The following is a 26,313-nucleotide window of genomic DNA, read 5'->3' on the forward strand; positions in this document are numbered from 1 at the left end:
CGTCCCGTCGACTTCCATGTGATGACGTGCCCGACGAGCCTCAGATGAGATCCAGCACCTCGGCCACCGGACGGCGCGGCTTCTGCGGCCAGTTTCCTGGACGCTCTGCCCCGATGGACAACAGCATGACCGGCACTTCGTCATCGGCCAGTCCGAACTCGCGATGCACCGCCTCGGCATCGAAACCGATCATCGGCGTCGAGCCCAGGCCCAGCGAGCGGGCCGCATAGATCATCGCCGTCGCACCGATGGCGCCGGTGCGAACTGCCTCGTCGCGCTGGCGCTGCGGGTGCTCGAAATAAAGACCACGTGCGGGGCCTTCCCAATCCGGCACCACCTTTGCCGGCATGATGCCCGCTTCGACCACCGGTGCCAGGCGCTCTGGTATGACGCTGGAATCGGCCAACTGGCCGCAGATGATGAAGGTAACGGCTGCATCGGTGACGGCGGGCTGATCCCAGGCGAGCGGACGCAACCGAGCCTTGGCTTCAGGCGTGCGCACGGCGATGAAGCGCCAGTTCTGCAAGTGGAAGGATGTCGGCGCGGTGGTGCCGATCCGCACCAGCTCGCGGATCTGGTCATCGCTCAAGGTGACGGCAGGGTCGTAGTACTTGGTGGTGCGGCGGCTCACGATAGCGTCGATGACAGCGTTGGTCATGGTGCTTCCTCGCATCGATAGGTGCTTGTCGCTCACGGACGAACGCGGATGATCGTCTTCCCGTTGATCCGCTTGGTCCGGTTGAAGGCGGCGACGGCGTCATCGAGGGTCGAGACGTTGCCGATGTTCGTCCGCAGTCGTCCGTCCCGCACCCGCTGGACGATCTCACCCAGTTGAGCGCGATCGGCCTCGACGACGAAGTCGACAACCAGGCCGTTGGCGGGCCGTGCCTCGGTCGGGCCGGCGATGGTCACCAGGGTTCCTCCGGCTCGAACGAGGCCAGCGGACCGCTTCGCGATGTCGCCGCCGAAGACATCGAACACCAGATCGACTTCGCCCGCGTCTTCCAGGGCGTCGTTCTCGAGGTCGACGAACGCCTGCGCACCGAAGTCGAGCGCCGCCTGACGGTGGCCAGCGCGTCCGGTGCCGATGACGTAGGCGCCGAACTCACGTGCGAGCTGCGTCACCATCGAACCGACGGCGCCGGCCGCGCCGTGCACGAGGACGCTCTGCCCCGCCTGAAGGCGCCCGTGCTCGAACAGTCCCTGCCACGCCGTCAGGCCCGAGATCGGCAAGCTCGCGCCCACCGTGAAGTCGACGTCGCCCGGCAGCGGCGCGAGGTTGCGTGCCTCGACGGCCACATGCTCCGCCAGGGTGCCGTCGCGATACCAGTCCGCAAGGCCGAACACCCGCTGTCCCACCGACAGCCCCCTCGTGCCATATCCGAGAGCGGTGACCACTCCGGCCAGCTCGTGGCCGGGGATCGACGGTGTCCGGTCACGGTCGAGGCGATCGGTCCAGGTCGGGGGCCACGTCAGCTCGTCCGGGACGAATCCCGACGCATGAACCCGAACGACGACGTCGTTGATCGCCGCCTGCGGCTCGGGCCGCTCCACCAGCTTCATCCCGGCCGTTCCCGCGGCCTGGTCCGTCACAACGATTGCCTTCATGCCGATCTCCTTGGTCCGCGCTGGAGATGCCGTCTGCCGTGGTCATAAAACAGTACCGAAACCGGCAAATCGGAGAGTACCATCGAGCCATGGCTGGCCCCCGCATCGACCTCGATCGTGGCGGAAAGACGCCGCTCGCCGTCCAGATCTACGGGGCGATCCGCAGCGCCATCGAGACAGGGCGGCTCACCTCGGGCGCCAGGCTGCCGTCCTGGCGCGACCTGGCGGCTCAGCTTGGCGTCTCGCGCGGCACCGTGCGCGTGGCCTACGAACGCCTGATCAACGAGGAATTGGCGATCGGCATGGGGTCGGCGGGCACGCGCGTCGCCGAGCGCCTGTCCCCTGCTTCGACACCCGCCTGGTCGCCGGAAGCGCCCCCTCTGCCGGAGCTCTTCTATTACGACTTCGGAACGGTGCCTCTGCCCTTCCAGATGGGCGTGCCCTCCCAGGATGCCTTTCCCTTCAAGCTGTGGTCACGCATCCTCGCGCGTGAGGCCCGGCGCGCGGCGACGGCGCCGGTCGCGTATCCCGATCCACGCGGCGAGCCGGACCTGCGCAAGGAGATCGCGGCCTACCTGGCGATCGCGCGCGGCATTCGGTGCACTCCCTCCCAGGTGCTCGTGACGACCGGGTTCGCCAGTGCGCTCGGTCTCGCGGTTCGTGGACTCGAGCTCGAAGGGAAGGCAGCCTGGATGGAGGATCCGGGCTTTCCGCTCACGCGCACCGCGCTCGGCCTGGCGGGCATGACAGTGACCGCTGTCCCGGTCGACGCGGAAGGCCTGGATATTGCCGCCGGCCTGCGGAGCGCCGCCGGCGCCGCGCTGGCCGTCGTGACGCCAGGCCAGCAGGCGCCGCTCGGGATGACGATGTCGCCGCCGCGACGACTTGCGCTGCTCGCATGGGCCCGGCGGAACGGCGCCTGGGTCATCGAGGACGATTACCTGAGCGAGCTGCAGTTGAAAGGACGGGCTGCTCCGGCTCTCGCGTCTCTCGATCACGGGGGACGGGTGCTGCATATCGGCAGTTTCAGCAAGACCATCAGCCCGGCGCTGCGCCTCGGCTTCCTGGTCATACCGCCGGAGTTGGCGCGTCGGTTCGGCGAGCTCGCGGCGTGCCTGGCGCCGGCGCCCGCCGCGCCCGTGCAGTGCGCCGTGGCGGCATTCCTGCGGGAAGGGCACTACCTTCGCCATCTCCGCCGCATGAAGCGGCTTTATGCCTCGCGACGGGAGAGCTTGCTTCGTTGCCTGGGCGAGGTGGCATCCGGTTCGATGACCGTGAAAGCGGCCGCGGGCCTCAATGTGGTGGTCCTGATGCCCAAGGTCGCGTCGGACGTCGAGATGGCTTCCCGTGCCCTGCCGTTCGGCCTGGCGCCGTCTCCCCTTTCGCCCTGGTACATGCAGTCTCCGCAGCAGGGATTGTCGCTTTGCGTGACCAACCTCGATGAACGGCGGCTGTCGGCCGACTGTTGCAAGCTGGCAGAGCTGGCTCGATAGGCCCACTAGCCAGTCGGGCAGACCCGCATCACCCCAGCACCGTTCCTCGCCGCCTCCGCGTCGAGCGGATCGCAAGGCCGCTCGCGCGCGATCTTCTCGATGGTTCGGCCGGGCTCGGCCACGCCACGGGGCGAGATGGCGATGCGGATGTCGGCCCAGGATTCGCGACCTAAAGGCCAGTCAGCAGGACAAGTAACTGATCAGCTTTGCTCACCGAGGAACGCCTTTCTCGCCGCAGTCGTGATCTCGGTGATGCGGTTAATGACCGCGCGCACGGCGGGCGAGCGGCCGACGTCGCGGTGGAAGACCAGCCACAGCTCACGGCTGGGCGGCGGTGGCTCGGTCGGTACCCGGACCAACTCAGGCTCATGGCTCGCCATGATACAGGGCAGGACGGCGAGGCCGAGGCCGGCCCGCGCCGAGGTCATCAGGGTGAGGAGGTCGTTGGAGCGCAGCGCGAAGCCGCGATCGCCGGCCAGGGTCTTGAGCCAGCTGCGGCACGTGATCGAGGCTCTCATCGTAGCCAAGGTAGTCCTGATCGTTCGCTGGGCGGGCGACGCGCTCGCGCGAGCCGTAGAGCCCGTGGCCCACCACCGCCAGCCGGCGCGCCACGATGCCTTTCTCGCGCGGCCGAAGGCTATTGCGGGCATGCGAATTGCCTGCCGCATCGTCGACCCGACGGAGAGAGGCGCGCCGTTGTACCGCCGCACCGCCCAGCCGATCCGCCATCAATGGACCCACGCCCTGCGGCTCGCGCGCCAGTGGCTGGCGGAACGTGTCGAGGACTTTCCGATCCCCGTCGAGGACGTGATCTGGGTCGAACGCGCCGGGCATTCGGTCGCGACAGATGATACGCTGATCCGGCGGCTCGCCCGGCCTCTCGGCCGCTAAGCCCGGACGCTCGACGACACGCCAGGCCGTGGGACGCCGTACGCCTCATCCCATCAGGCGGCTGGCCGGTCCCAAACGAGGACACGCACCGGCGTTGGGTTGAAGCCGTTGCACGGATTGTTCACCTGCGGGCAGTTGGAGATCACGAAGATCACGTCCATCTCGGCCACGATGTCGACGTGGTTGCCGCCAGCCGAGATGCCGTCGACCACCGTGAAGTTGCCCGATGGATCGATCGGCACGTTCATGAAGAAGTTGAGGTTGGCGACGATGTCGCGCTTGCCGAGGCCATGACGCGACAGCTCCAGGATGAAGTTCTCCCGGCAGGCGTGCTGGTAGCGGGTCTGCTCGCCGAAGCGCACGGCATTGCTCTCGCACGAGCAGCACCCTGCCGAGGTGTCGTGGCGGCCGCAGGTGTCGGCGGCGACGTGAGCCATGGTGCGGCCCTTGTTGGAGACCAGCCGCGTCCCCAGCCCGATATAGGCCGAGCCCTGCACGCGCATGGTGTCCTGGGCGCTGTAACGTTCCTCGGGGTTCTCGGCGCAGTAGAGCAGTGCGTCGACCGCCTGCTGGCCTTCGAGGTCGACAATGCGCAGTGTCTGCCCCGCCTTCAGCAACCGCGACCACGGTCGCTCGGCCGGCACGTCGTGGCTGTAGACCGCATCGGCGGGATCGGGCAGCGGACGATTGGACATCGCGGTCTCCGTCATGCGTACAACCGGTCGGTGAAGGCAAAGGCGCGTGCAATCTCGGGCGAAATCGTGCGGCAGGGATCGTCGGCGGCGGCCGGCGGCGCACGATGGCGCACCAGCTCGACCGGTCCGCCCTGGGCCGGCCGTGCCGGATCGAGGGGGTGCGGGCAGTTGGAGGCGACCACCACGAGGTCGCTCTCGGCCCGCAGGTCGACGAAGTCGCCCGGCCGTTTGGCATCGCCGTTCCATCGGAAGCGACCGTCACCGTCGAGCGACACCGGCGCGAAGAAGGTGACGCAGGGCGGGATGTCGCGCAGGCCGAGGCCCATCTTGGCCGCTGCGGCGAGGAAATTGTCGTGTGTGTTCCGCGCGCTCTCGCCGTAAGCCGCCAGGGCGGATGCCGGCGTCGAGCCGCCGACCAGCAGGTCGTGCGCACCGCTCGTATCCTCGATCAGCGACAGGAACACCCGACCCATGTCGGTCAGGATCACCCGCCCCTTGGCGAGCGCCGCACTCCACTGCACCTTGGCCGTGTCGGCACAGTTGAGACGCTCCGCAGTGTCGTGCAGGCACCACCCGATCAGCGACACGCTCGCCCGGCCGGAGACGTCGACGATTCGCAACGCCTCGCCGCGCCGCAACCGCACGGTCTCGTACCAGCCCGGCGGCACCGTCTCGCTGCGGATGACGGCGCCGGGCGCGATCGGTGCCCCGTCGAGGGCGGTCAGTGGCGGCAGCGCCTTGGTCGTCTCGCCCTGGCCGGCCGCACGCAGTTCCTCGTAGCGCCGGCGGTTGGCTTCGGCGATCCCTTCCCGGGTCATGATCTCACCGCGATCATGTCGACCTCGACGATACCGCCGCGCGCCAACCGGTTCACGCCGACCGTGGTGCGGGCCGGCCGCTTGCCGTCGGGAAATTGGGTCGCGTAGATGGCGTTGAAGCCGGGATAGTCGCGGTCGAAGTCTGTGAGGAAAATCCGCACCATCACCACATTGCCGAAGTCCAGTCGGCAGCCTTTCAACACGCGGTCGAGATTGTCGAACACCTTGCGGGTCTGCGCCTCGATGCCATCCGGCAACGGCAGCGCATCGTCGTCCGGATCTGTGGCGAGTTGACCCGTCACGAAGACGAACGAACCGGCCTCGACGGCGTGGCTGTAGGGCGCCACCGGTTTGGGGGCATCGGGCAGGAGATGGAAGATCGGCTGCATGCTGGCCTCACCGTTGTGCTGTCACGGCCTCTGCCGCGTAACGCTGCAGGAACTGGCGGGCCCGCTCCGTGGCGGGCCGCGAGAAGAACTGGTCGGGCGTGCCAGTCTCGACCATCCGTCCACGGTCGAGGAAGAGCACACGCGTGGCGGCCTCGCGCGCGAAGGTCATCTCGTGGGTCACGATCACCATCGTCATGCCCTCATGGGCGAGATCGCGCATCACCACCAGCACCTCGCCGACGAGCTCTGGATCGAGCGCGCTCGTCGGCTCGTCGAACAGCAACAGGTCGGGCCGCATGGCGAGCGCCCGGGCTATTCCCACCCGCTGCTTCTGGCCGCCCGACAGCCGGGCCGGAAAGGCGTCGCGCTTGTCATGAAGCCCGACTTTGGCGAGCAGGGCCAACGCCTCCTCGTGGATCTCGGCCCTGGGCCGCCGCTGCACCTGCAGCGGCGCCTCGATCAGGTTCTGCAGGACCGTGAGGTGCGGCCAGAGCGCGAAGTGCTGGAACACCATGCCGATGCGCGTACGAATCTGCGACAGGCGGCGGTCGTTCATCACCACGCCGGCCGAGGTGACGCCGACCGGCTCACCGTTCAGATAGACGTGGCCGGCATCGGGTTTTTCCAGCCAGTTGATGCAGCGCAGGAGCGTCGACTTGCCCGAGCCCGACGGCCCCAGCACGCACACGGTCTCACCCTTGCCGACCTGGAAGCTGATGTCCGACAGCACCTCCACCGCGCCAAAGCTCTTGGACACGCCAACCACGTTCAGCACGGGATGCGGCAGTGCGTTCATCGACGGGCGTCCGCGAGACGGCGCAGCACGTTGACGCCGCCCTCGACAACCAGGCAGAGGCCCCAGTAGAGGGCCACCGCGGTGATGAAGGCGGCAAACGGCACGTAGTAGCGGGACTGGATCGAGCTCGCCGCGTGCGTCAGCTCGGGCAGCGCGATGATGGTGAGGAAGGCGCTGTCTTTGATGATCTGGATCAGCTGGTTGCCGACCACCGGCCCGGCCGACAGCACGAGGCCCGGCAGGACGATGCGCCGGAACAGCCGCACGCCCGAGAAGCCGAAGGCGGTGCCGGCTTCGATCGGCTCACGCGGCATGGCGGCCCAGGCGCCGCGAAGGATCTCGGCCATGTAGGCGGTGTTGTACAGCATCAATGCCGCCAGGCCGGCGCTCCAGTTGTCGAAGTTGATGCCGAGCGACGGCAGGCCGTAATAGACGATGTAGGCGAACAGCAGGAAGGGAATGCAGCGCATGGCATCGACGAAGGCGCGCGCCGCCCCCGCAACCGCACGGCGTCGTGACATCATTGCCGGCGTCAGCGCCGAGCCCAGCAGCAGCGAAACCACGGCAGCGATCACGGAGAGCAGCGCCGTGTTGGCAAGGCCGCTCATCAACAGGCCGCGCTGGTCCCACACGATGCCGAAATCGTGGATCACGCCGCCTCCGCCGCGGCCTGGCGCCGCTCGATGAAGCGCTGCAGCGATACCAGCCCGTAGATGATGGGCGCATAGAGGGCGACCGCCACCAGGAACGGCGGCAGCGGCTCGTACGTCTCGGCCCCGATGCGAACGGCGGCGCGCGTGATGTCGACCACGCCGACCACGGCCAGCACCGGCGTCACCTTGATCAAGAGCGACATCTCGTTGACCAGCGCCGGCAGGCTGGCGCGGGCGATCTGCGGCAGCACGATGCGGCGGAAACGCAGGCCGGCGCTCATGCCGACCGACATGGCGGCCTCGAGCTGGTCCTTCGGGAAGGCGAGCAGCGCCGCCCGCCAGATCTCGCAGTTGAACGCCGAGGTGTTCATCGACAGCGCCAGGATCGCCGCCGAATATGGATCGATCGGCACCCCGACATTGGGCAGAGCGAAGAACAGCAGCAGCAGCAGCGTGACGAGGGGCGTGGCCCGCAGAATGCTGACATAGAGTGCGACCAGCCGGCCGATCACCGGCACCCTCGCCCAGCGGATCAGGGCGAGGCCCAGCCCCACCGGCAGGCCGATCAGGATGCCGGCGACCGACAGTGCGACGGTCACCACGGCACCTTGGGCGAAGGCGGAGATGTCGCCCGGCGTCATGACGGCACGGCGGCGCGACGCGTGGAGCTAGAACTCCGGTTCGAAGGTGACCGGCAGGTCGGGAAACGACTCGTTGAACCACTTCTTCTGCAGCTCGGCGAAGCGGCCGTTGGCCTTCTCCTTGCCGATGAACTCGTTGAGGAAGGCCAGCAGCTCCTTGTTGTCCTTGGCCACCGCCCAGGCCGGATAGGACTTGCCCGACACCGCCTGGCCGATCTCGAAGACCGTGGGCTTCTCGGTGACCAACGCCTTGATGTTGATGATGGTGTTCACGACATAGTCGACGCGCTTCAGCGCGAGGTCCTGGTAGGCCTCCGGATAGGACGTGTACTCGACGACCTTGCCGAGCTTGCCGCCGTCCTTCTTCAGCATGGTCTCGAGCTCGGGCAGCCGGCCCAGCAGCGCGCTGCCGGCCTGCACGCCGCAGGTCTTGCCGCTCAGGTCCTTGATCGAGGTGATCGAGGTGTCGCCCTTGCGCTTGACGTAATAATGCGTGGCGTCGGCGATCGGGCTGGTGAAGTCGAGTGACTTCTTGCGCTCCTTGGTGATGATGGCCGCGGTCAGCGCCACGTCGTACTTGCCGGTGCTGACGCCCGCCAGCAGGCCGGTCCAGGGAATGATCTCCTGCTTGACCTGGAACGGCGCGAACTTGCGCAGATCTTCCAGCAGCTCGTTGTCGAAGCCGGTCGGCTTGCCGTCCTTGACGAACTCGAAGGGTCTGAAATCGTCCTCGGTAGCGACGATCATGTAGCCGCGCTTCTTGATCTCCTCGAGCGTGGCGGCCGACGCGGCGTGGCTGAAAAGCGGCACGGCAAGCGGCGCGGCCAGCAGGCCGAGCGCATGGCGACGGGAGAAACTGGACGTCATGACAAATCCCCTTTCCTTCAGTCGAGCGTGAAACCGTGGCGACGCAAATACGGCGGGAAAGCCGCGCCCTCGGCCTTGGCGGCCTGGCGCGCCTTGTCTTCCGACCAGCCGTAGAACGCCGCCTTGCCGAACTCGGCGTTGGAGCGGTGCTGGTCCGGCGGGATGCTGTGCCGGGCGTCGCGGCGGCGGTCGTAGTCGTCGACCTCCTCGGCGAGCCGCGAATCGTCGTATCGGTCGAGATGCGTGGTGACGCGCCGCGGCAGGCGCAGGCTGACGTAGCCCGGCCCCTGCGGATAGCCGAGACAGAGGCCGGCCACTGGGAACACCAGGTCGGGCAGCCCGAGGATCGCGGCGACCTTGTCGACTTCGTTGCGCAGCACGCTGATTGGGCAGACGCCGAGGCCAGCATCCTCCGCACACAGGATCATGGTCTGCAAGGCCAGCGCGGCGTCGACGGCGGCGTTGAAGAAGCCCTCGAGCGTGCCGTTGCGCACCGGCTTGTCGCGGAGCTCGCCAATGCGCTGCAGACGCCGCGCGTCGCCCAGGAAGACGTAGAGGACCGGCGAGACGCCGATCCAGGGCATGGCGGGGAAAAGCGTGCCGATTGCCGCGCGCGCGGCTGGATCGACGACACGCAGGATCGAGGCCTGCTGGAAATCCGACTTGGCCGAGGCGCTGAGCGCTGCCGCGACCAGCAGGTCGAGCAGGCCTTCATCCGGCATGACGTCGCTGTAGCGGCGCACGGTCTTGCGGCTCAGCACCCGACCAATCAGCGCAGTGTCGGCAGACCTGCCCGCAGGACCTCCGTCGCCGAAGCGTTGCTCGATTGCGTCTGCGAACGAGGTCATGCTTCTGAGCTGCAATCAGCATGCCAAGTTATCGGAGAATCGACGCATCTCGACCGAGCCGGCCGGCGGCCACCCTGCAGCCTGGCTGCACCCCAAGGCCAGTGCCGCGGGCTCGACCGACATCGCCTACTTCCGCGCCCTGGCGCAGACCGCCGAGAGGGGGCTGCGTCGACCTCTTCTTCATTGCCGACACACCGGCTGCACGCATAGGGCGCCACGCAGGGCCCGTCGGAGCCGACCAGGGCGGAAGGAGTGTGCGACCTAAAGGCTAACCAGCAGGGACGAGCACTGATCAGCCTTGCTCCCCGTGAGCCGTCACGCCAGCACCGCTCCCCGCCGCCTGAGCAGCCGGCCCGGCAGAGCGCCGGTGTGCTCGCTGCCATCGATCACGATCGTGCCGTTGACGATCACCGTCGCGATGCCCGCCGGATACTGGTGCGGGTCGTCGTAGGTCGACCGGTCGATGATCGTTGCCGGGTCGAACAGGACGACGTCGGCCGCCTGGCCTTCGCGCAGGAGGCCGCGGTCCGCCAGGCCGAGCGCCGCCGCGGCGCCACCGGTCATCTTGGCGATCGCCTGGGGCAAGGTGAGCAGGCCGAGATCGCGGGCATAGTGCCCGATCAGCCGAGGAAAGGTGCCGTAGAGACGCGGATGCGGCTTGCCCTGGCCGGTCACGCCATAGGGCGCCACGCAGGGCCCGTCGGAGCCGACCAGGGCGGACGGGTCGGCGGCGATGGCGCGGACGTCGGCTTCCGACATCGATCGCACCACGATGCGGGTCGCGCCCTTGTCGGCGATGATGACGTCGCAGACCGCGTCGAGCGGATCGCAGCGCCGCTCGCGCGCGATCTCCTCGATGGTTCGGCCGGGCTCGGCGGCGCCACGGGGCGAGATGGCGATGCGGATGTCGGCCCAGGACTCGATCTGGCCGAAGTTGTTGAAGCCGACTTCGGCGATCTTCTGGCGGATGCGCGAGCGGACATAGGGATCGGCGAGGCGTTCCAAGGTCGCCGAAACGCCGCCTTCATGCAGCCAGGTCGGCAGCAGGAAGCGCAGCGGGTTGGTGGCCCAGTCATAGGGATACTGGTCGCCGTGCACGTCGACGCCGCGGCCGCGGGCGGCGTCGATCGCTGCGAGAAGGCGATCGGCCTGGCCCCAGCTGTCGGTCCCGCTGAGCTTCATGTGGGCGATCTGCACATGGACGCCGCAGTGCTCGCCGATGTCGATCGCCTCGGCGACGGCCTCGTGCACGGCATGGGATTCGTCGCGGATGTGGGAGGAGTAGCGCGCGCCGTGGGCTTTCAGCACGCGCCCGAGCGCACGCAGCTCGTCGCGCTCGCTGAAGCTGCCCGGCGCGGTGAACAGGCCGGACGACAGGCCGAGCGCGCCGGCTAAAAGCCCCTCCTCCAGCATGTCCTGCATGTGGCGCAGCTCGGCCTCGCGCGGCGCGCGGTTTTCCATGCCCATCGCCATCAGGCGCAGCGTGTTGTGGCCGACCTGCATCACGGTGTTCACCGCGATGTCGGGCCAGCGGTCCATGTAGCGGGCAAAGTCGGTTTCCTCGAACGTCAGCCAGGGGGCGCTGCCGGACAGATACTCGCGGAGCGCGTCGACCTTGCCGGGCAGTGCCGGCGCGACGGAGAAGCCGCAATTGCCGACCACCTCGGTCGTCACGCCCTGGCGGATCTTGGCCTCGGCCTTCGGGTTGAGCGGCAGCGTGAAGTCGGAATGGGTGTGGATGTCGATGAAGCCCGGGGCCACCACCGAGCCGTGGGCGTCGATGACGCGATCGGCGCTGTCCGCCCGGTCCGCCTCGATGGCGACGATGCGGCCGGCGCGGATGGCCACATCGGCCACGCGGGCCGGCGCGCCGGTGCCATCGATCACCTGGCCGCCCCTGATCAGGATGTCGTCCATCACCGCCTCCCTCTCACGAGCGCCGATCCAGGCCGGCATCGCCAGATGGCTGTCGTATCGCAGGATAGGTTTGCCCCTGGAGGGCGGCAACGCCGGAAGACTGTGTCGCCAACGCCGACACGGCGCACACAGTCCTACGTCGTCAAGCGAGCGGCCATCCGGTCGGCGGATCGCGAAGTCGACTGTGAGCGCGTGGCGCCCGCGCTCTCGATGCAGGACGAAGCCGGCCGGGTCGCTTCGACAATCCGGCGCATCATCGACGAGGCAGTCTTGAACGACACGTTCAGGATGCGCGCCAGATGGTACGCCCGCATCGGCTTGGCGCCGCCTTCCGTCAGCCACATTGCCTGAAGCCACTTGTGGGCCGGCACGTGGCTTGCGCTCATCAACGTGCCGTGCAGGACCGAGAAGATCTTCCGGCACTTGTAGCACTTGTAGGTGCCGATGCGGGTAGAGACGCCATTCAGCTCACCGACCTTTCCGCCGTCGCCGCACCGTGGGCAACACACGCCATCAGGCCAGAGCACCCGCTCGAGGTAGCGATGTGCGCTGATCTCGTCCGAAAACATCGCCAGCGATTCGCGAAAATTTCGATCTGCTTCCGATTCCACGGCCTCTTGCCCTTTTTCCAAGATGCCTCTCCAAGCGAAAGAGAACGCAAACTGCGAGTCGCGCAGCCGAGCTTCGCTTTCGCACGGTAGATGCGTAGTCGACGCTGGGAGACCGTACGGTGCGGATTCGCACATAAGCGCTACAGGTCACGCTTATCCGATTCGCACTTCGCTGACCCACCGCCCGGATCGGCCGCACCGCAGATATTGGCAAGGCAGGCCAGAAAACCTAATCTTTCTGGCAATGGAGCGCTCGAAGTCCCGGCGTTTGCAGCGGGGGAAGCTGTGCGAGTGCGCTTTTTCGGCACGCGAGGATCGATCGCCACGCCTGGTCCGCAAACGCTGCGGTATGGCGGGAATACGTCCTGTATCGAGGTCCGATCGAAGTCCGGCACGCTCGCCATTCTCGATATGGGCACCGGAGCCGCAGGTCTCGGGCGTGAATTGATGGCGCGCGGAGAGCCGCTATCCGGCCATATCCTGATCAGCCACACCCATTGGGACCACATCCAGGGCATCCCGTTCTTCGCGCCGCTGTTCGCTCCGGGCTTCGAATGGGACATCTACGCGCCACGCGGCATCGGCCAGAGCTTGCGACAGACTCTCGCCGGCCAGATGCAATCCATCTACTTTCCCGTGGCCATAGAGCAGCTCGGCGCCACAATTCGCTATCATGAGCTCGTCGAGGGGCGCCTGAGGATCGGCGACATCGACGTCACCACGCGCTACCTCAACCATCCGACGCTCACGCTGGGCTACCGGCTCGAGGCGGACGACGTCGCGTTTGTCTATGCCTGCGATCACGAGCCTCATTCGCGCGGGCTCGCAACCGGCGTCGGCGATATCTTCGGAGAAGACCGGCGCCACGCCGAGTTCCTGGCAGGTGCCAACCTGGTCGCGCACGACGCGCAGTACCTCGCCAGCGAATACCCGCGCAAGATCGGCTGGGGCCACAGCACGATCGAGTACGCGTTTGCGGTTGCCAGACTTGCGCAGGTGGAACAGCTCGCGCTCACCCACCATGATCCGATTCGCGACGACGCTGCGATCGACGCCATTGTCGACACGCTGCGGTCGGACAGCCTGCGCATGGCGGGGCCCCATATCCTCGCCGCCGCCGAGGGCCACGAGGTAGATCTCTCTCCAAGGACTTTCGTGGCGGCCGCCAAGCCCCGGTTCTTGGGCGAAGCATCGCTGGTCACGGCGCTCGTCGGCCGGTCCGCTCTCGTGGCCATGGCAAAGCCGTCGCGCATCGACGAGCTTTCCGATTTTCTGCGCGCCGATGAAGTGCACGTTCACCGGTGCGGCATCGAGGATGCGCCTGGGCTCGCGGAGCGCGAAGGGCCGATGCTGATGCTGCTCGAAGATACCGGCGATGATCGCGCTGCCAAGGCATGTCATGCGATCCGGCGCTTGCGCGGTGGCGACGACCTGCCAATCGTGCTCGTCACGTCGGGCGACCACGGCGCCAGCGAGCGCCACGCCCATGCCGGTGCCGTCGATGACGCCTTTACCGATATTCTCATGCAACCCTACTCGCCGATCTATGCGAGAGCGCGGATCAGGGCCTGGCTCATGCGCGCGGCCTGCCGCTGGGTGCGGCCGTCCGAACCGAATGATGAAGAGCGGCGCCTTGCAGCCACCCGGGCGCTTGGACTGTGGCAAACCGCGCCAGAGGAGCGCTTCGATCGGATTACGCGCGTTGCCGCCGCGGCGCTCGATGTCCCCATCGCGCTCATCGCTTTGATGGATCGCGATCGCGAGTGGTTCAAGTCATGCTTCGGGCTGGAGATTCGCGAGGTCCATCGCGATGATTCCTTTTGCGGTCACGCCATATTCCAGCGTGAGCCCCTAGTCGTCAGCGATGCCCTCCTGGATGAGCGATTTGCCGATAACCCCTATGTGACCGGCGCTCCCGGCGTTCGCTTCTATGCCGGTCATCCGCTGATCCTCGGCAATGGTTGCTGCGTTGGCACGCTCGCCATCCTGGACATCAAGCCGCGTCATTTTGATAACAGCGGCCTTTCCGTCCTGCATGACCTGGCGCAGCTCGCGATCGGGGAGATAGAGCGGCCAAAAGGCGTGTAGGGCGGTCACCGCCATGCGACGATGACCGATGCCTCCTACTCCCGCGGCGGCCCTACTCTGCGGCAGCGGGCCGCCGCGCCGGCGAATCGCTGCGGCCGATCTCGGCATCCCAGGGGCCCGGAAAGCGGCCGGTCCCGGTCTTCTCACGCGTGAATATGTTGTAGTCGACCGGCCATTCGGCGCGCGGCATCTCGTAGAACACCTCGACGCCGTTGCCGTCGGGGTCGCGCAGGTAGATGCCGAGCGAGATGCCGTGGTCGATGATGCGCTCGATCGGCTGTCCCTGGGCCTTGATCCGGCCGTAGAACTCCTTGAGGTCGTCGAGACTTTCGAGGCGCCAGGCCATGTGGTTCAGGCCCACCTGGCCCTTCGATTGCAGGGGCGCATCGTCGCCCAACTGCATCAGCGCCACCTCGTGCGACTGCTCCTGATCGGCCGACAGGAAGGCGGCCCAGCCTGGCCGGTACTCGTAGACGTGGAGGCCCAGCAGCTCCTCATACCATTTCTTCGACCGCTCGACGTTACGGACGTAAACATTGACGTGCTGCAGATACATCGGGCGCTTTGTCATGTTGTCCTCGCGTTGCCGACAGGTGTGACGCGGGTAGCTTCCGGAAAGCCACTCTCGCCAACAGCATCGGCCGAATGGTCGCCTCTATCAAGTATTGACCGATAGCCTATCATCCGCCGCCATCACCGGGAGGTGCCAATGCTCACCGTCACGCGCGACATGATCCTGCCCACCACCGTCACCGGCTCTTACCCGCGGCCGCTCTGGTTCGACCGCAGCCTGGACGGACGGTCCTTCAAGTCGGCGCTGGGCGATTCGCTGTTCCGCGAACAGTATCTCGATGCGGTCGCCGGCATCATCGCCGAGCAGGAAGCCGCCGGGCTCGATATCGTGACCGACGGCGACAGCCGCTTCGACCTCACCGTCGGCGGCAAGTCGTGGTTCTTCTACCCCATCGAACGTCTCGGCGGCATCGAGGGCCATCGCGACACCTCGCGCGGATGGATGTCCCGTCACGGGCTGCGGCCGGGAAAGATCCTGTGGGAGGTGCAGGAGGCCTATCAGCCCGGTGTTGTCGCCAAGAAGCTCACGCGTGGTCCGCTGGAATACACCGAGCTCTGGAAGGTGGCGCAGCGGCTCACCGACCGGCCGGTGAAGTTCGGCGCCATCTGCGCGCCGGCGCTGGCCTCGATGCTGTGGAACGAGTTCTACGCCGACGACAAGGCGATGGTCCTCGATCTCTGCGACATCATGAACGCCGAGTTCCGCGCGCTCGCCGACGCCGGTTGCCCGCTGATCCAGGTCGAGGAGCCGCCGCATCACAGCCGCGCCCTGCAGGAGGGCACAACCGACGCCGATCTCGAATTCCAGACCGAGGCCTTCAACCGCCAGCTCGCCGGCGTGAACGCCGAGATCTGGGTGCATACCTGCTGGGGCAATCCGAACCAGCAGCGCGTCCACTGGAAGGTCCCGAGCTACGAGCGCGCCCTGCCCCACCTGCTGCAGCTCGATTGCGACGTGCTGACGATCGAGTGCGCGAGCTCCGACGGCCAGGACCTGCCGCTGTTCAAGCACATCAAGACCGACAAGAAGATCGGCATCGGCGTGGTCAACCATTGCAACACGGTGGTCGAGCCGGCCGAGCACGTTGCCGCGCTGATCCGCAAGGCGCTGGAATACATCCCCAAGGAGCAGCTCGTCATCAGCACCGATTGCGGCTTCGGCCGCGAGGGCCTGTCGCGGCGCATCGCGTTCTACAAGTGCGTCGCCTTGGTCGAGGGAACCAACATCGTCCGCCGCGAGCTCGGCCTGCCCGAAGCGCGCGTGCGGGCGGCCGATCCCAAGCTGTGGTTCGCCAAACCCTGAGCCACGCGGACGGCTGGGCGCAGGCAGCCGCCCAATAACTGAAGTGGCGGGGAAATCGAGCACCGCAGTGGTGTGACTGTTGGCACAGACGCTGGTCCGCCGAGCCCTGTACGATGTCACCACGTTGTTTCGGGCGCCCGTGCCCTTACACGCTACTGATCCAGCCTCCACGGGGGCGTGGTCGTGTTCGAATTCGGGGAGCCATGGGGACCGGCAAACACATTGTGCGACGCCTGGCGGCGATCATGAGCATCGATGTCGTGGGCTATGCCCGCCTGATGGGCATCGACGAAAGCGGGACGCACTTTCGCCTGAAGGAACATCGAACGGAACGCATCGAGCCCGCCGTCCGGCGCCACGGCGGCCGGCTGATCAAGCTCACGGGCGACGGCGCCATGATCGAGTTCGCCAGCGCGGTCGAGGCGCTCGGCGCCGCCATCGAGGTCCAGCAGGCGATGGCCGACGCCAATCGCGATCAACCGGCGGACACCGCCATCGTGTTCCGCATCGGCCTCGACCTCGGCGACCTGATTGTCGACGACGATGAGCTGTATGGCGACGGGGTGAATATCGCCGTCCGCCTGGAGGGAGCGGCGCCGCCCGGCGGTATCCTGATCTCGGGGAGCCTGCACGACGCAGTCGCAGGCCGACTGAAGGCCGGTTTCGAGGATGTCGGCAGCCTCGAGCTGAAGAATATCGGCCGGCCCGTTCGCGCCTGGCGCGTGACATGGTCCGCAGCCGACTGGTCGACGGAACCACCGACGTCCCTGCCGGGGCTCGCGGCACCACCGGCCCTGCCCGACAAGCCGTCGATCGCCGTCCTGCCTTTCACCAACATGTCGGACGATCCCGAGCAGGAGTATTTCACCGACGGCATCAGCGAGGACATCATCACCGAGCTGTCGCGGTTCCACGAGCTGTTCGTGATCGCCCGCAACAGCACCTTCACCTACAAGGGACGGGCGGTGGACGTGCGGGTCGTCGCGAGCGAGCTCGGCGTGCGCTACGTGCTGGAAGGCAGCATCCGCAAGGCGGCCAATCGCGTCCGGGTCACCGGCCAGCTGATCGACGCGCTGAGCGGCAATCACATCTGGGCCGAGCGCTACGACCGGGTGCTCGAGGACATCTTCGCGGTCCAGGAGGAGCTGACGCAGAGCATCGTCCGGGCCATCGCGCCGCAGATCCTCGATGCCGAGGTCGAGAAGATGCATCGCCGCCGCCCGGAGGACCTCAACGCCTATGAGATCGCCGTGCGCGCCAACGCCAGGGCCGCGGAGGCCTGGCTGAAATCGGACGCCGGCCTGCGCGATGTCGCCATCGACGATGCCATCGCCGCTCTGGCCATCGATCCCCGAAGCACGACGGCGCTCACCGCCCTCGCCTTCGCCCAATGGCAGCACCTCGCCTTCGCGACGGCCGCCGACCGATCCAGAGCGTGGCACGAGGGCGTGACGGCCGCCGACCGGGCGATCGAGATCGATCGTTCGCTTTGCTTCGCTCACAGCATGAAGGGGCTTCTGCTGGCCTTTTCCGCCGATCGCGACCGGATAGACGAGGCCCTGGACTGCGCGCGGCTGAGCTACGACCTCAATCCCCACTCGATGGCGGCGGTGACCGCGCTGTCCTTCATCGAGATCCTGTGGGGCGACCCGGAAAGCGCCATCGAGCATCTCCTGGAATCCCTGCGCCTCAGCCCCCGCGACCCGCAACGGCCCATCGTGCTGTTGAACCTGGCGATGGCGAGCGGATGCGCGGGCCGCTACGCCGACGGCGTCGGCTACGCGACGCAGGGCATCCGCGAAGCGCCCAGCTTCGCGCCGTTATACGCCCATCTTGCCGTCAACCATGTCGGGCTGGGCCAGATCGCCAAGGCGCGGGCCGCGCTGGCCGAGTCGACGCGCATCGCCCCGGGGCAGGTCGAGCGGTCGCTGGCGGGCTTCATGTTTCGCAAGCCCGAGCACCAGCGGCGCGGCACGACGTTCCTGCGCATCGCCGCCGGGCTGGAAGACCCGGCGGCCGCCGAGGCGCTGCGCTGACGGCCGTCACTACTGTTTCACGAATGCAACGGGCGTTGTGCCCAAGCCCGGACCACCGTAGGCAAAGCCCACCAACTTGCGATCTTCCGCCAGTTTGACGCTGGTCAGGGATTGCGGGCCTTCAATATTCAAAAGCGTGCCGTCGAACTTGCCCGACATCTGCTTGCCGGCGATCAATTGCTCGCCGAAGCGAGTGACCTGTCCGGTTCTGACGCATTCCATGGTCCCGGTGATGGCGCCGGAGCGGGATTGACTGGCAATCCTGAGCTTGAGATCGCCGCAATCGCCCGTCTTTGTCACCCAGTTTCCCTGGATGCTGGTCGCCGTCTGTGCGAGCCCAACGTCAGCGGACGCGATGTAGGCAAGCGCGCATACCAAAACAAATCGATGCATGATCCGTCCTCGGCATGACGGATGATACCTCAAACAACGCTCCGAAGAGTGCATATCTAAGAAGCCGCTTCGGGCCTCGCACTACCTCTTGTCGATATTCCAGAACACCACGACCGGCGAATCGATCCAGCCGGTGACGTTCTTGCGCATGCCGGCGACGCTGAAGCCTTCGCCGAGATGGACATGGGTCACGATCTTCGCCTGGTGCTTCTGGACCTCGAGCGCGATCGCCTTGCGCGTGTTGGCGTCGGCGGCCAGGGCAAAGCGCTCACGCAACGCCTCCATCTCGGCGTCGCACGGCCAGCCGGCGCGGCTCTTCTCGCAATTGGCCTGGAGGAAGGGCGTCATCAGCGGGTCGAACAGGTCGGCCATCGACCAGTAGGTCAGGAACACGTTCCAGCCGCCCTCCGAAGGCGGACCCTTCTTGGTCAGCAGTCGGTTGACCAGGGACTGCCAATCCATCGGCTGCAGGTCGACCTTGAAGCCGATGCGCTCCAGCAACGCCTTCGCCACGGGCGACAGGTTCGAGAGCGCCGCGGTGTCGCTCGCCTGCAGCACCACGACCGGCGTGCCATCGTAGCCCGACTCCTTCAGCAGCGCGCGGGCGCGTTCGATATTGCCCTCGATCAGGCCCTCGAATCCCACCGTCGATTCCAGCGGCGAGCCGCAAGGGAACATCGACTTGCAGACCTTGTAATAGCGCGGGTCGCCGACGATGGCGCTCAGGAAGTCCGGCTGGTTCAGGCCGACCATCACCGCCTGGCGCGCCTTCTCGTTGTTGAAAGGCGGCTGCAGCCAGTTCGGGCGGAAGACGTACTGGTTGCCGGTGCTGGCCTTGACCAGCGTGATGTTGCGGTCCTTCTCGACCAGCGGCAGCAGGTCGTAGGGTACCTGCTCCATGATGTCGATTTCGCCCTTCTGCAGAGCGTTGACCGCGGTCTGGGAGTCAGGGATCCAAACCCATTCGACGCGGTCGACCTTGGCCACCTTGCCGCCGGCCAGGCCCGACGCCGGCTCCGGCCTGGGCTTGTACTTGGGATTCCTGACATAGACGATTTTCTCACCCGGCTTCCATTCGTCCTGCTTCAGGATGAACGGCCCCGAGCCGACATACTCGGCGATCTGCTTGAACGGATCGGTCTCGGCGACGCGCTTGGGCATCATGAAGGGGGTCACGACGCTGGGCTTGGAGAGCGATTCGACGACCAGGCCGTAGGGCTGCTTCATGGTGAGCACGAAGGTCCGCGCATCGGTCGCCTTCATGTCCTCGACGAAGGGCATCATCTTCTGGCCCATCGGGTCGCGCGCCCCCCAGCGGCGGATCGAGGCGATGCAATCGTCCGCCGTGACCGGCTTGCCGTCATGCCATTCCAGGCCCTCGCGCAGGGTGAAGGTCCAGGTCTTGCGGTCGTCGCTCGTCGACCAGCTCTCGAGCATCTGCGGCTTGGGCTGGAACTTGTCGTCGAGCGCGAACAGCGTGTCGTAGACGAGATAGCCGTGGTTGCGCACGATGTAGGCGCCGCTCCACACCGGATCGAGCACCTTGATGTCGGAATGCATGACGACGCGCAGTGTCCTGGGCTCTTGCGCCTCACCGGGGAGAGCCACTGTCAGCAGCGCGACGGCCGCCGCGATGCGCACCATCCAGTTTCTCATCGTGTGCCCCCTCCGGTAGCCGGCCCATCCTAGGCCCGATCAGACTGGGACTCCATGCAAGGAAGATGCCCGCCTTCGCTTGGCAGCTTCGGCGGGCGAGCCCGGCTCCAGCCAACTCGGCCATGGTCTTCCGCCGCGGCCACGGATAGGGATAAATCTTCGCCAGCACTGCGCCAGCCTGCCTATTGGAGATCCGTGCTCATGAGTCTCATCGGCAAGGCCGCCGGCGGCGCGGCGATCGTGCTGGCAGCAACCGCCGCCTATCTCTGTTTCTGGCCAGTTCCCGCCGAGCCCGTCGCGTGGCCCGCGCCGACGCCGCCCGCCTTCACGGGCCCGTTTGCGCCAAACACACGTCTGGCGGGCCTGCGCACGATCGACCTCGGCGGCGAGGTTGGACCGGAGCACGTTGCGATCGGGCCGGACGGCAAGCTCTACGCCGCGATGGAGGGCGGCAAGCTGCTGCGCATGGAGCCGGACGGCGCCAGGCGGGAAGTCTTCGCCAGCACGGGCGGACGCGTGCTGGGCTTCGACTTCGATGCGAAAGGACGCCTGATTGCCGCAGACGCCTTCAAGGGGCTTTTAGCCATCACACCTGATCGGCAGGTGAGCGTGCTGGCCGATCGCGTCGGCGCCAACGACCCGATCGGCTATGCCGACGCCATCGTCATGGCGCCGGACGGCATGATCTATTTCACAGACGCCTCGACGCGGTTCGCACCTGCTCGATGGGGCGGCACGTTGCCGGCAAGCGTGCTCGATATCATGGAGCAATCGGCCACTGGCCGCGTGCTCGCCTACGATCCGGCGACGGGAAAGACACGGGTCGTGGCCCGTGGCTTCTCCTTCGCCAATGGGATCGCGGTCTCGGCGGACGGCCATACCCTGTTCGTGACCGAGACTGGCCGCTACCGCATCTGGAAGATCGACGGACGTGCAAACGACATCGACGTGCACCGCGGTGGCGCGCAAGCGAGAGTGCTGCTCGACAACCTGCCGGGCTATCCGGACAACGTGATGCGCGGTCGCGACGGCCGGCTCTGGGTCGGCCTGTTCAAGCCGCGCAACCCGGCGGCCGACTCGCTCGCCGAACGGCCCTTCTTGCGCAAAGTGTTGCTCCGGCTGCCGCGCTTCCTATTGCCGCTCGGCGAGCCGTACGGGCACGTCTTTGCCATCGACGAGGAAGGCCGCGTTACCGACGACCTGCAGGACCCCAGCGGCACCTACGACACGACGGGAGCGACCGAGACCGCAGAACGGCTCTACATCCACAGCCTGCAGGCGCGCGCGCTGGGCTGGCTGCCGCGATAGCGCTAAGAATAAAGAGTTCGAGCTCTGCAAGGCGGAGGTCCACGATGGCGGTCGAGACCAGCTATCCAGGCGTCTACGTCGAGGAGACATCGACCGGCATTCATCCGATCGAAGGCGTCTCGACGTCGACGGCGGCTTTCGTCGGCCCGGCCCGCACCGGCCCTGTCAACGGTCCGGTTCACGTGCACAGCCATCGCGATTTCGTGCAGGCTTTCGGCAGCGGATCACCGCCCTCGCCGCTGGACCATGCCGTCCGGTTGTTCTTCGAGAATGGCGGCAGCGATGCCCTCATCGTGCGCGTCGGCGGGAGCCGCGGCGGCGCGATCACCGACAACGCCATCTCGGCGCCGCGCCTCGAGGCCGCGAAGCGTGGTCTGTGGGCGCTCGACAAAGCCAAGTGCTTCAACCTGCTCTGCATCCCGCCGTTGGCGGACAGCAAGGACATCGGTTTGCAGACCCGCGCTGCCGCCATCCGCTACTGCGAAAAGCGCGGCGCCCTGTTCATCGCCGACCCGAGCGTCGCCTGGCAAAGCGCCAAGCAGGCGATCGCAGGATTGGACGCCACCTTCCCGACGCGCAGCGCGCACGTCGCGCTGTTCTTTCCCTTCCTTCAGGACAAGACGATGACCGTCGCGCCGTGCGGCGCGGTCGCGGGCGTCATGGCGCGGACCGATGCGCAACGAGGCGTATGGCGGCCGGCGGCGGGACTCGAGGCGACGCTCGAGGGGGTGTCAGGGCCGGCGCTGAAGCTCAGCGACAGCCAGAACGGCGCGCTCAATGCGCTGGGCATCAATTGCCTGCGCACCTTCGCGCGCTCCGGCCCCGTGGTCTGGGGAGCGCGCACCCTCGCCGGCGCGGACCAGGCGGCATCGGAGTGGAAATACATCCCGGTCCGGCGCCTGGCCTTCTTCATCGAGGGAAGCCTCCAGCGCGGCATCCGCTGGGCCGTGTTCGAACCCAATGCCGAGCCGACCTGGGCGAAGATCCGGCTGAATGTCGGCGCGTTCATGGACCGGCTTTTCCGCTACGGCGCTTTTCAGGGACGTAACGCGCGGGAGGCGTACTTCGTGAAGTGCGATGGCACGACGACGAGCCAGAACGACATCAATGCCGGCATTGCCAACGTCGTGGTCGGCTTCGCGCCGTTGAAGCCGGCGGAGTTCGTGATCATCACGATCCAGCAGTTGTTCGAGAAGAAGAAGCCCTAGGGAAGAGGCCTGCGGTTCCTCGGCGAGCGACCGCCGCCGCCGCTGGGCCCGTGTGCATTTTTCGTCGATGTCATATGCGACGGCGATTAGCCCGCCGACGCCGGCTGCCCTTGCCTCACCCCGACGCTAGGATCACGCTCGACCCGCAGCTTCCCCTGCCGCCCCGGCGATCCGTGCATCGGCCTCGCGAGCGTCGCTCGAAGCTGCGCCACGACAAAATGCGATGGGACCAAGAGGAGGAAGCGATGAAGTTCATGCTTTTCGTTTTGCCGACCGTTCCCGGCACGCTCGAGGACCGCAAGCGGCTTCGCCCGATCGGGCGCAATAACGAGCGCTACCAGCAGATGCTCGACGAGCTGCGCAAGCTCGCCCAGTTCGCCGACGATGTCGGCTTCGACGTGATGGCGACCACCGAGCATCATTTCCACTCCGAGGGCTACGAGACGTCGGTGGCCCCGCTCCTGCTCTATGCCGACCTCGCCGCGCGCGCCAAGCGCATCAAGTTCTCGCCGCTCGGCCTGGTGCTGCCATCGTGGGATCCCATGCGCGCCGCCGAGGAGCTCGCGGTGCTCGACCATCTCACCAAGGGGCGCATCTATGCCGGCTTCGCGCGCGGCTATCAGGACCGCTGGGTCAATGTGCTCGGCCAGCAGTACCACGTGACCGGTGCGCCGATGGACGGCTCGTCGATCGACAACCACAACCGCAAGGTCTACGAGGAGACGCTCAAGGTCATCAAGAAGGCGTGGACCGAGGAGTCCTTCGACTACGACGGCGAGTATTACAAGGTGCCGTACCCGTACAAGGAGGGCATCACCCGCTGGCCCGTGCACGAATGGACACGCACCTACGGCGCACCGGGCGAAGTCGACGACCAGGGCGTGATCCGCAAGATCTGCGTGGTGCCGAAACCCTACCAGCAGCCGCACCCGCCCCTGTTCCAGCCTTTCTCGGTGAGCGAATCGACGATCCGCTACACCGCGCAATCCAACATCGTGCCGTGGATCCTGGTCTCCAATCCGCCGGACTTCGAGCGCCTGTGCCGGACCTATCGCGACGTCGCCGCCGAGAACGGCCGCAAGCTCGGCCTGGGCGAAAGCGTCGGCGCCTTCCGCGCCGTGCATTTCGGCCGAACCGAGGCCGAGGCCGTCGAGCTGCTGCGCAGCACCAACTATGCCGGCTTCAATCACTACTTCGGCGGCTTCGGCTTCTGGGAAGCGTCCCGCACCCAGGACGATGCAGCCAAGTACCCGATCGATCCCTACACGCCACTGCCGCCGTCGGAATGGACGCTGGAGCGCATGCGCAAGGTCAAGTATGCGCTGGCCGGCACGCCCGATCAGGTGAAGCGCGAGATCGAGACGCTGCACAAAATCGGCAACGAGGGCGAGCTCGAATGGTTCGGCTGGTTCTTCGACCAGGGCTTCATGTCGCTCGACGAGGAGATGCGTCAGATGGAGACCTTCGCCAAGCACATCATCCCGGCGTTTCGGTAGCTGCCGGCGAAGCACGACTTTCCGCACGGCCCATCGTCCCGAACCGAGGGCGAAGCGCGCGCCGCGCTTCGCCCCCTGGTCGGGACGACGAAAGAGACTGGGCCCAAGTGGTACTCCGCTCAAGGCCCTCGCAGCGGACGCCCTGCGTCGAAGCAAGGCCCGTCAGCGATGATGGCCTCCATGGAATCCACCGTGAAAGCGAAAGCCACCGGAAGGGTGGACATGGTGGAAACCACGAACGCTGTCGAAACGGTGGAACCGGGTGAACCCACAGCAAAATGCAGGCCCGACCTCATAGACGAAGCCAGGCCCATAGGCGAAACCAGGCCCATAGGGGTAGTCTCCATAGGTGTAGTTTCGATAGGCGTAGTTGGGTCCAGCGGTCTCCGCGCACGATGCGAGCGAAGCCAACAAGATCACTGACGTGAGAAGTTTTAACCCACGCATACCTGGACGTGGTCAGCCCCGGTACAGACGACAACGTTGACGGGTGCCGTTGCAAGCAAACGTGATTGTTTGAAGGGCGCGCGCGCATTCAAAACGTTGGCGCACGGTGCAGAGGGCCAAGCGCGATAGCATCGCGGCCGGGGAATGCCGATCACGCTCGACAAGCTTTTGTGAGCAGCGCCGCACTCCCCGCGGAGCCAGCGATAACCATTGCCGGCAACCGTGACGCCCTTCGCGATGGGCAAAGAATCTATGCCTTGTGTAAAAGATTTAAATTGTTTCGCCAATATCCTGTGCCAAAACCCTTTTTCTGCTTGCCGCAGAACCGATTTCTGATACCGTGGCAAAAATACAACAACATTGAGGCAGGCATGTACCCTCTCATGCTGAGCTTTGCTGCCGGCCTGTGCTTGGTCTTCGCCGGCACGAGTTTCGCTCAGACCAAACACAGCGTGCCGAAAGCGCCCGCCGCCGTGCGTGGCAGCAGCGCACAGATGCCCGTCAAGAAAGTTGCCGCCAAGCCGGCCGCCGCAAAGGCTTCGATGGCGCATTCGGCCAGTCGGCCTGCGGCCAAGCCGTCGACACAGAGCCAGGTGCGCGCCGCCCGGTACGGCGGCTTCATGATGGCCCCGCCTCCTCCGCCGCCGTCGCTCGACACCACCAGCCCGCGCACGCTCAGCCTGGTGAACGTCAACACGGACGAGGCTCTTACCGTCACCTACTGGTCCGACGGCGCCTACCAGCGCGATGCCTTGAACAAGCTCAACCACTTCCTGCGCGATTCGCGCGAAGGCACCGAAACGGAAATGGATCCGCTGCTGTTCGACATCCTGTGGCACACCCAGATGCATGTCGGCTTCACCGGGCCCGTCGAGGTCCTCTCGGCTTTTCGTTCGCCCGCCACCAACGCCTGGCTGGCGAGCGTCAGCCGCGGCGTCGCCAGCGACAGCCAGCACATGAACGGCAACGCGATGGACATCAGCATGCCCGGCGTGCCGGTGTTGAAGGTCCGGCAGGTTGCACGGTCTCTGGGCATGGGCGGCGTCGGTTTCTACCCGCGCTCGGGCTTCGTCCATATCGATACGGGCCCCGTCCGCTACTGGTAGGAGCGACGGCGCGCATCGATCTGCCGCTATCGTTCAGAAGGTCAGCTTGACGCTGGCGGCGGAGCGGTGAGCGGGACCGTGATAGACAACTTCGATGTTGTTGCCGTCGGGATCGAGGAGGAAAGCGGCGTAGTAGCCCGGATGATATCTCCGTTCTCCCGGGCCTCCGTTGTCTCGCCCGCCCGCATCCAGTCCGGCACGCCAGGCCTTGTCGACCATCTCGCGGCCATCGGTCTGAAAAGCCAGGTGAACCCGGGAGCCTGCGTCACCCGAGTCGATCCACAGCTCGTCAGCCGCGAGATGCTTGTCGTCGCTCACGACGGGTATGCCGAGAACGTCGAGGATGGCCGCGTAGAACCGCCGGCTGGCCGGCAAATCCCGTGCGCGCAGGTGGACATGGTCGATCAGGCGGCCGCGATGAAGGTCCATGGGCGAAGATCTCCTCCGGCATCCAACGCGCGATCACCCTACA

Annotated in this window: 26 protein-coding genes; 9 read left to right on the plus strand and 17 right to left on the minus strand. The window is 66.4% G+C overall.

All coding sequences use genetic code 11. The features are described 5' to 3' along the window. Positions 1–40 precede the first annotated feature (40 nt). Together RSO01_RS25065 and RSO01_RS25070 are read right to left on the minus strand one after the other, a co-directional pair. Entirely contained in the window at positions 41–658 is a 618-nt protein-coding gene (locus tag RSO01_RS25065) for a nitroreductase family protein (protein WP_147152543.1), read from the minus strand. 32 nt (positions 659–690) lie between these two features. Continuing rightward, positions 691–1,608, minus strand: a complete 918-nt coding sequence (locus tag RSO01_RS25070) for an NADP-dependent oxidoreductase (protein ID WP_147152545.1) — start codon at positions 1,606–1,608, stop codon at positions 691–693. Between the two features lie 89 nt (positions 1,609–1,697). On the opposite strand from RSO01_RS25070, the gene pdxR reads away from it, so the two are divergent. Then, positions 1,698–3,101: a MocR-like pyridoxine biosynthesis transcription factor PdxR gene (pdxR, locus tag RSO01_RS25075; protein ID WP_147152547.1), complete on the plus strand. Its 1,404-nt coding sequence runs from the start codon at positions 1,698–1,700 to the stop codon at positions 3,099–3,101. 200 nt (positions 3,102–3,301) lie between these two features. On the opposite strand, the gene RSO01_RS25080 is transcribed toward pdxR, so the two are convergent. Then, a complete protein-coding gene (locus tag RSO01_RS25080) occupies positions 3,302–3,619 on the minus strand; it encodes a LysR substrate-binding domain-containing protein (protein ID WP_170303337.1) in 318 nt (105 codons plus the stop codon). Between RSO01_RS25080 and RSO01_RS47530 the strand changes: the two genes are divergently transcribed. Then, the gene (locus RSO01_RS47530) at positions 3,603–3,992 is read left to right on the plus strand and encodes a hypothetical protein (protein ID WP_170303338.1); all 390 of its coding nucleotides are present in this window, start codon (positions 3,603–3,605) and stop codon (positions 3,990–3,992) included. The two genes, RSO01_RS25080 and RSO01_RS47530, sit on opposite strands and share 17 nt — an antisense overlap. Positions 3,993–4,045: 53 nt before the next feature. Here the strand turns inward: RSO01_RS47530 and RSO01_RS25090 are convergent, their stop codons facing one another. The 10 genes from RSO01_RS25090 to RSO01_RS25135 all read right to left on the minus strand — a co-directional run bounded on the left by RSO01_RS25090 (position 4,046) and on the right by RSO01_RS25135 (position 12,248). Next, complete coding sequence (locus RSO01_RS25090; protein ID WP_147152554.1) at positions 4,046–4,687, minus strand: urea amidolyase associated protein UAAP2; 642 nt, start codon at positions 4,685–4,687, stop codon at positions 4,046–4,048. Between the two features lie 11 nt (positions 4,688–4,698). Next, complete coding sequence (locus tag RSO01_RS25095) at positions 4,699–5,505, minus strand: urea amidolyase associated protein UAAP1 (protein WP_147152556.1); 807 nt, start codon at positions 5,503–5,505, stop codon at positions 4,699–4,701. After that, on the minus strand, positions 5,502–5,894 hold the full coding sequence (locus tag RSO01_RS25100) for a RidA family protein (RefSeq protein WP_147152558.1): 393 nt from the start codon (positions 5,892–5,894) through the stop codon (positions 5,502–5,504). The genes RSO01_RS25095 and RSO01_RS25100 overlap by 4 nt, the downstream gene beginning before the upstream one ends. 7 nt (positions 5,895–5,901) lie before the next feature. Next, entirely contained in the window at positions 5,902–6,690 is a 789-nt protein-coding gene (locus RSO01_RS25105) for an amino acid ABC transporter ATP-binding protein (RefSeq protein WP_147152560.1), read from the minus strand. Next, complete coding sequence (locus RSO01_RS25110) at positions 6,687–7,343, minus strand: amino acid ABC transporter permease (RefSeq protein WP_147152562.1); 657 nt, start codon at positions 7,341–7,343, stop codon at positions 6,687–6,689. Before RSO01_RS25110 ends, RSO01_RS25105 begins: the two co-directional genes overlap by 4 nt. After that, a complete protein-coding gene (locus RSO01_RS25115; protein WP_147152564.1) occupies positions 7,340–7,984 on the minus strand; it encodes an amino acid ABC transporter permease in 645 nt (214 codons plus the stop codon). The genes RSO01_RS25110 and RSO01_RS25115 overlap by 4 nt, the downstream gene beginning before the upstream one ends. A 27-nt stretch (positions 7,985–8,011) precedes the next feature. Continuing rightward, entirely contained in the window at positions 8,012–8,851 is an 840-nt protein-coding gene (locus RSO01_RS25120) for a transporter substrate-binding domain-containing protein (RefSeq protein ID WP_147152566.1), read from the minus strand. Positions 8,852–8,868: 17 nt separating this feature from the next. Continuing rightward, positions 8,869–9,699, minus strand: coding sequence for a nitroreductase family protein (locus tag RSO01_RS25125; protein WP_147152568.1), 831 nt, complete (start codon positions 9,697–9,699; stop codon positions 8,869–8,871). Between the two features lie 315 nt (positions 9,700–10,014). After that, complete coding sequence (locus RSO01_RS25130; protein ID WP_170303339.1) at positions 10,015–11,616, minus strand: N-acyl-D-amino-acid deacylase family protein; 1,602 nt, start codon at positions 11,614–11,616, stop codon at positions 10,015–10,017. Between the two features lie 134 nt (positions 11,617–11,750). Further along, positions 11,751–12,248, minus strand: a complete 498-nt coding sequence (locus tag RSO01_RS25135; RefSeq protein ID WP_170303340.1) for a transposase — start codon at positions 12,246–12,248, stop codon at positions 11,751–11,753. A 270-nt stretch (positions 12,249–12,518) separates the two neighbouring features. Here RSO01_RS25135 and RSO01_RS25140 point away from each other — a divergent pair, with 270 nt between their 5' ends. Continuing rightward, on the plus strand, positions 12,519–14,315 hold the full coding sequence (locus RSO01_RS25140; protein WP_246158776.1) for a GAF domain-containing protein: 1,797 nt from the start codon (positions 12,519–12,521) through the stop codon (positions 14,313–14,315). 52 nt (positions 14,316–14,367) lie between these two features. Here RSO01_RS25140 and RSO01_RS25145 read toward each other — a convergent pair whose 3' ends face one another. After that, entirely contained in the window at positions 14,368–14,886 is a 519-nt protein-coding gene (locus RSO01_RS25145; RefSeq protein ID WP_147152576.1) for a VOC family protein, read from the minus strand. A gap of 138 nt (positions 14,887–15,024) precedes the next feature. Here RSO01_RS25145 and RSO01_RS25150 point away from each other — a divergent pair, with 138 nt between their 5' ends. Both RSO01_RS25150 and RSO01_RS25155 read left to right on the plus strand, forming a co-directional pair. Then, positions 15,025–16,191 (plus strand): cobalamin-independent methionine synthase II family protein, encoded by a 1,167-nt coding sequence (locus tag RSO01_RS25150; protein WP_147152578.1) that lies wholly within the window; start codon positions 15,025–15,027, stop codon positions 16,189–16,191. Between the two features lie 245 nt (positions 16,192–16,436). Continuing rightward, positions 16,437–18,227, plus strand: a complete 1,791-nt coding sequence (locus RSO01_RS25155; RefSeq protein ID WP_170303341.1) for an adenylate/guanylate cyclase domain-containing protein — start codon at positions 16,437–16,439, stop codon at positions 18,225–18,227. Between the two features lie 9 nt (positions 18,228–18,236). Here the strand turns inward: RSO01_RS25155 and RSO01_RS25160 are convergent, their stop codons facing one another. After that, positions 18,237–18,620: a hypothetical protein gene (locus RSO01_RS25160; protein ID WP_147152583.1), complete on the minus strand. Its 384-nt coding sequence runs from the start codon at positions 18,618–18,620 to the stop codon at positions 18,237–18,239. Between the two features lie 81 nt (positions 18,621–18,701). Beyond that, on the minus strand, positions 18,702–20,276 hold the full coding sequence (locus RSO01_RS25165) for an ABC transporter substrate-binding protein (RefSeq protein WP_246158781.1): 1,575 nt from the start codon (positions 20,274–20,276) through the stop codon (positions 18,702–18,704). Positions 20,277–20,477: 201 nt separating this feature from the next. On the opposite strand from RSO01_RS25165, the gene RSO01_RS25170 reads away from it, so the two are divergent. From RSO01_RS25170 to RSO01_RS25185, 4 genes are all read left to right on the plus strand, one after another. Further along, positions 20,478–21,584, plus strand: a complete 1,107-nt coding sequence (locus tag RSO01_RS25170) for an SMP-30/gluconolactonase/LRE family protein (protein WP_147152585.1) — start codon at positions 20,478–20,480, stop codon at positions 21,582–21,584. 44 nt (positions 21,585–21,628) lie between these two features. After that, positions 21,629–22,792, plus strand: a complete 1,164-nt coding sequence (locus tag RSO01_RS25175; RefSeq protein WP_147152587.1) for a phage tail sheath family protein — start codon at positions 21,629–21,631, stop codon at positions 22,790–22,792. Positions 22,793–23,037: 245 nt separating this feature from the next. Continuing rightward, positions 23,038–24,288, plus strand: a complete 1,251-nt coding sequence (locus RSO01_RS25180) for an LLM class flavin-dependent oxidoreductase (RefSeq protein ID WP_170303342.1) — start codon at positions 23,038–23,040, stop codon at positions 24,286–24,288. Between the two features lie 818 nt (positions 24,289–25,106). Then, positions 25,107–25,841 carry a peptidoglycan L,D-endopeptidase MepK gene (locus RSO01_RS25185; protein WP_147152591.1) on the plus strand — a complete coding sequence of 245 codons (735 nt, stop codon included), beginning with the start codon at positions 25,107–25,109 and terminating at the stop codon, positions 25,839–25,841. 33 nt (positions 25,842–25,874) lie between these two features. Here RSO01_RS25185 and RSO01_RS25190 read toward each other — a convergent pair whose 3' ends face one another. Beyond that, positions 25,875–26,270, minus strand: a complete 396-nt coding sequence (locus RSO01_RS25190; protein ID WP_147152593.1) for a VOC family protein — start codon at positions 26,268–26,270, stop codon at positions 25,875–25,877. Between the last annotated feature and the right edge of the window lie 43 nt (positions 26,271–26,313).

The sequence above is a fragment of the Reyranella soli genome, assembly GCF_007992495.1.
In the GTDB taxonomy this organism is placed as follows: domain Bacteria; phylum Pseudomonadota; class Alphaproteobacteria; order Reyranellales; family Reyranellaceae; genus Reyranella; species Reyranella soli.

Coding starts and splice junctions, on each gene's coding strand:
- RSO01_RS25065 (WP_147152543.1), bottom strand. CDS start 658: ATGACCAACGCTGTCATCGACGCTATCGTGAGCCGCCGCACCACCAAG.
- RSO01_RS25070 (WP_147152545.1), bottom strand. CDS start 1,608: ATGAAGGCAATCGTTGTGACGGACCAGGCCGCGGGAACGGCCGGGATG.
- pdxR (WP_147152547.1), top strand. CDS start 1,698: ATGGCTGGCCCCCGCATCGACCTCGATCGTGGCGGAAAGACGCCGCTC.
- RSO01_RS25080 (WP_170303337.1), bottom strand. CDS start 3,619: ATGAGAGCCTCGATCACGTGCCGCAGCTGGCTCAAGACCCTGGCCGGC.
- RSO01_RS25090 (WP_147152554.1), bottom strand. CDS start 4,687: ATGTCCAATCGTCCGCTGCCCGATCCCGCCGATGCGGTCTACAGCCAC.
- RSO01_RS25095 (WP_147152556.1), bottom strand. CDS start 5,505: ATGACCCGGGAAGGGATCGCCGAAGCCAACCGCCGGCGCTACGAGGAA.
- RSO01_RS25100 (WP_147152558.1), bottom strand. CDS start 5,894: ATGCAGCCGATCTTCCATCTCCTGCCCGATGCCCCCAAACCGGTGGCG.
- RSO01_RS25105 (WP_147152560.1), bottom strand. CDS start 6,690: ATGAACGCACTGCCGCATCCCGTGCTGAACGTGGTTGGCGTGTCCAAG.
- RSO01_RS25115 (WP_147152564.1), bottom strand. CDS start 7,984: ATGACGCCGGGCGACATCTCCGCCTTCGCCCAAGGTGCCGTGGTGACC.
- RSO01_RS25120 (WP_147152566.1), bottom strand. CDS start 8,851: ATGACGTCCAGTTTCTCCCGTCGCCATGCGCTCGGCCTGCTGGCCGCG.
- RSO01_RS25125 (WP_147152568.1), bottom strand. CDS start 9,699: ATGACCTCGTTCGCAGACGCAATCGAGCAACGCTTCGGCGACGGAGGT.
- RSO01_RS25130 (WP_170303339.1), bottom strand. CDS start 11,616: ATGGACGACATCCTGATCAGGGGCGGCCAGGTGATCGATGGCACCGGC.
- RSO01_RS25145 (WP_147152576.1), bottom strand. CDS start 14,886: ATGACAAAGCGCCCGATGTATCTGCAGCACGTCAATGTTTACGTCCGT.
- RSO01_RS25150 (WP_147152578.1), top strand. CDS start 15,025: ATGCTCACCGTCACGCGCGACATGATCCTGCCCACCACCGTCACCGGC.
- RSO01_RS25155 (WP_170303341.1), top strand. CDS start 16,437: ATGAGCATCGATGTCGTGGGCTATGCCCGCCTGATGGGCATCGACGAA.
- RSO01_RS25160 (WP_147152583.1), bottom strand. CDS start 18,620: ATGCATCGATTTGTTTTGGTATGCGCGCTTGCCTACATCGCGTCCGCT.
- RSO01_RS25165 (WP_246158781.1), bottom strand. CDS start 20,276: ATGAGAAACTGGATGGTGCGCATCGCGGCGGCCGTCGCGCTGCTGACA.
- RSO01_RS25170 (WP_147152585.1), top strand. CDS start 20,478: ATGAGTCTCATCGGCAAGGCCGCCGGCGGCGCGGCGATCGTGCTGGCA.
- RSO01_RS25175 (WP_147152587.1), top strand. CDS start 21,629: ATGGCGGTCGAGACCAGCTATCCAGGCGTCTACGTCGAGGAGACATCG.
- RSO01_RS25180 (WP_170303342.1), top strand. CDS start 23,038: ATGAAGTTCATGCTTTTCGTTTTGCCGACCGTTCCCGGCACGCTCGAG.
- RSO01_RS25185 (WP_147152591.1), top strand. CDS start 25,107: ATGTACCCTCTCATGCTGAGCTTTGCTGCCGGCCTGTGCTTGGTCTTC.
- RSO01_RS25190 (WP_147152593.1), bottom strand. CDS start 26,270: ATGGACCTTCATCGCGGCCGCCTGATCGACCATGTCCACCTGCGCGCA.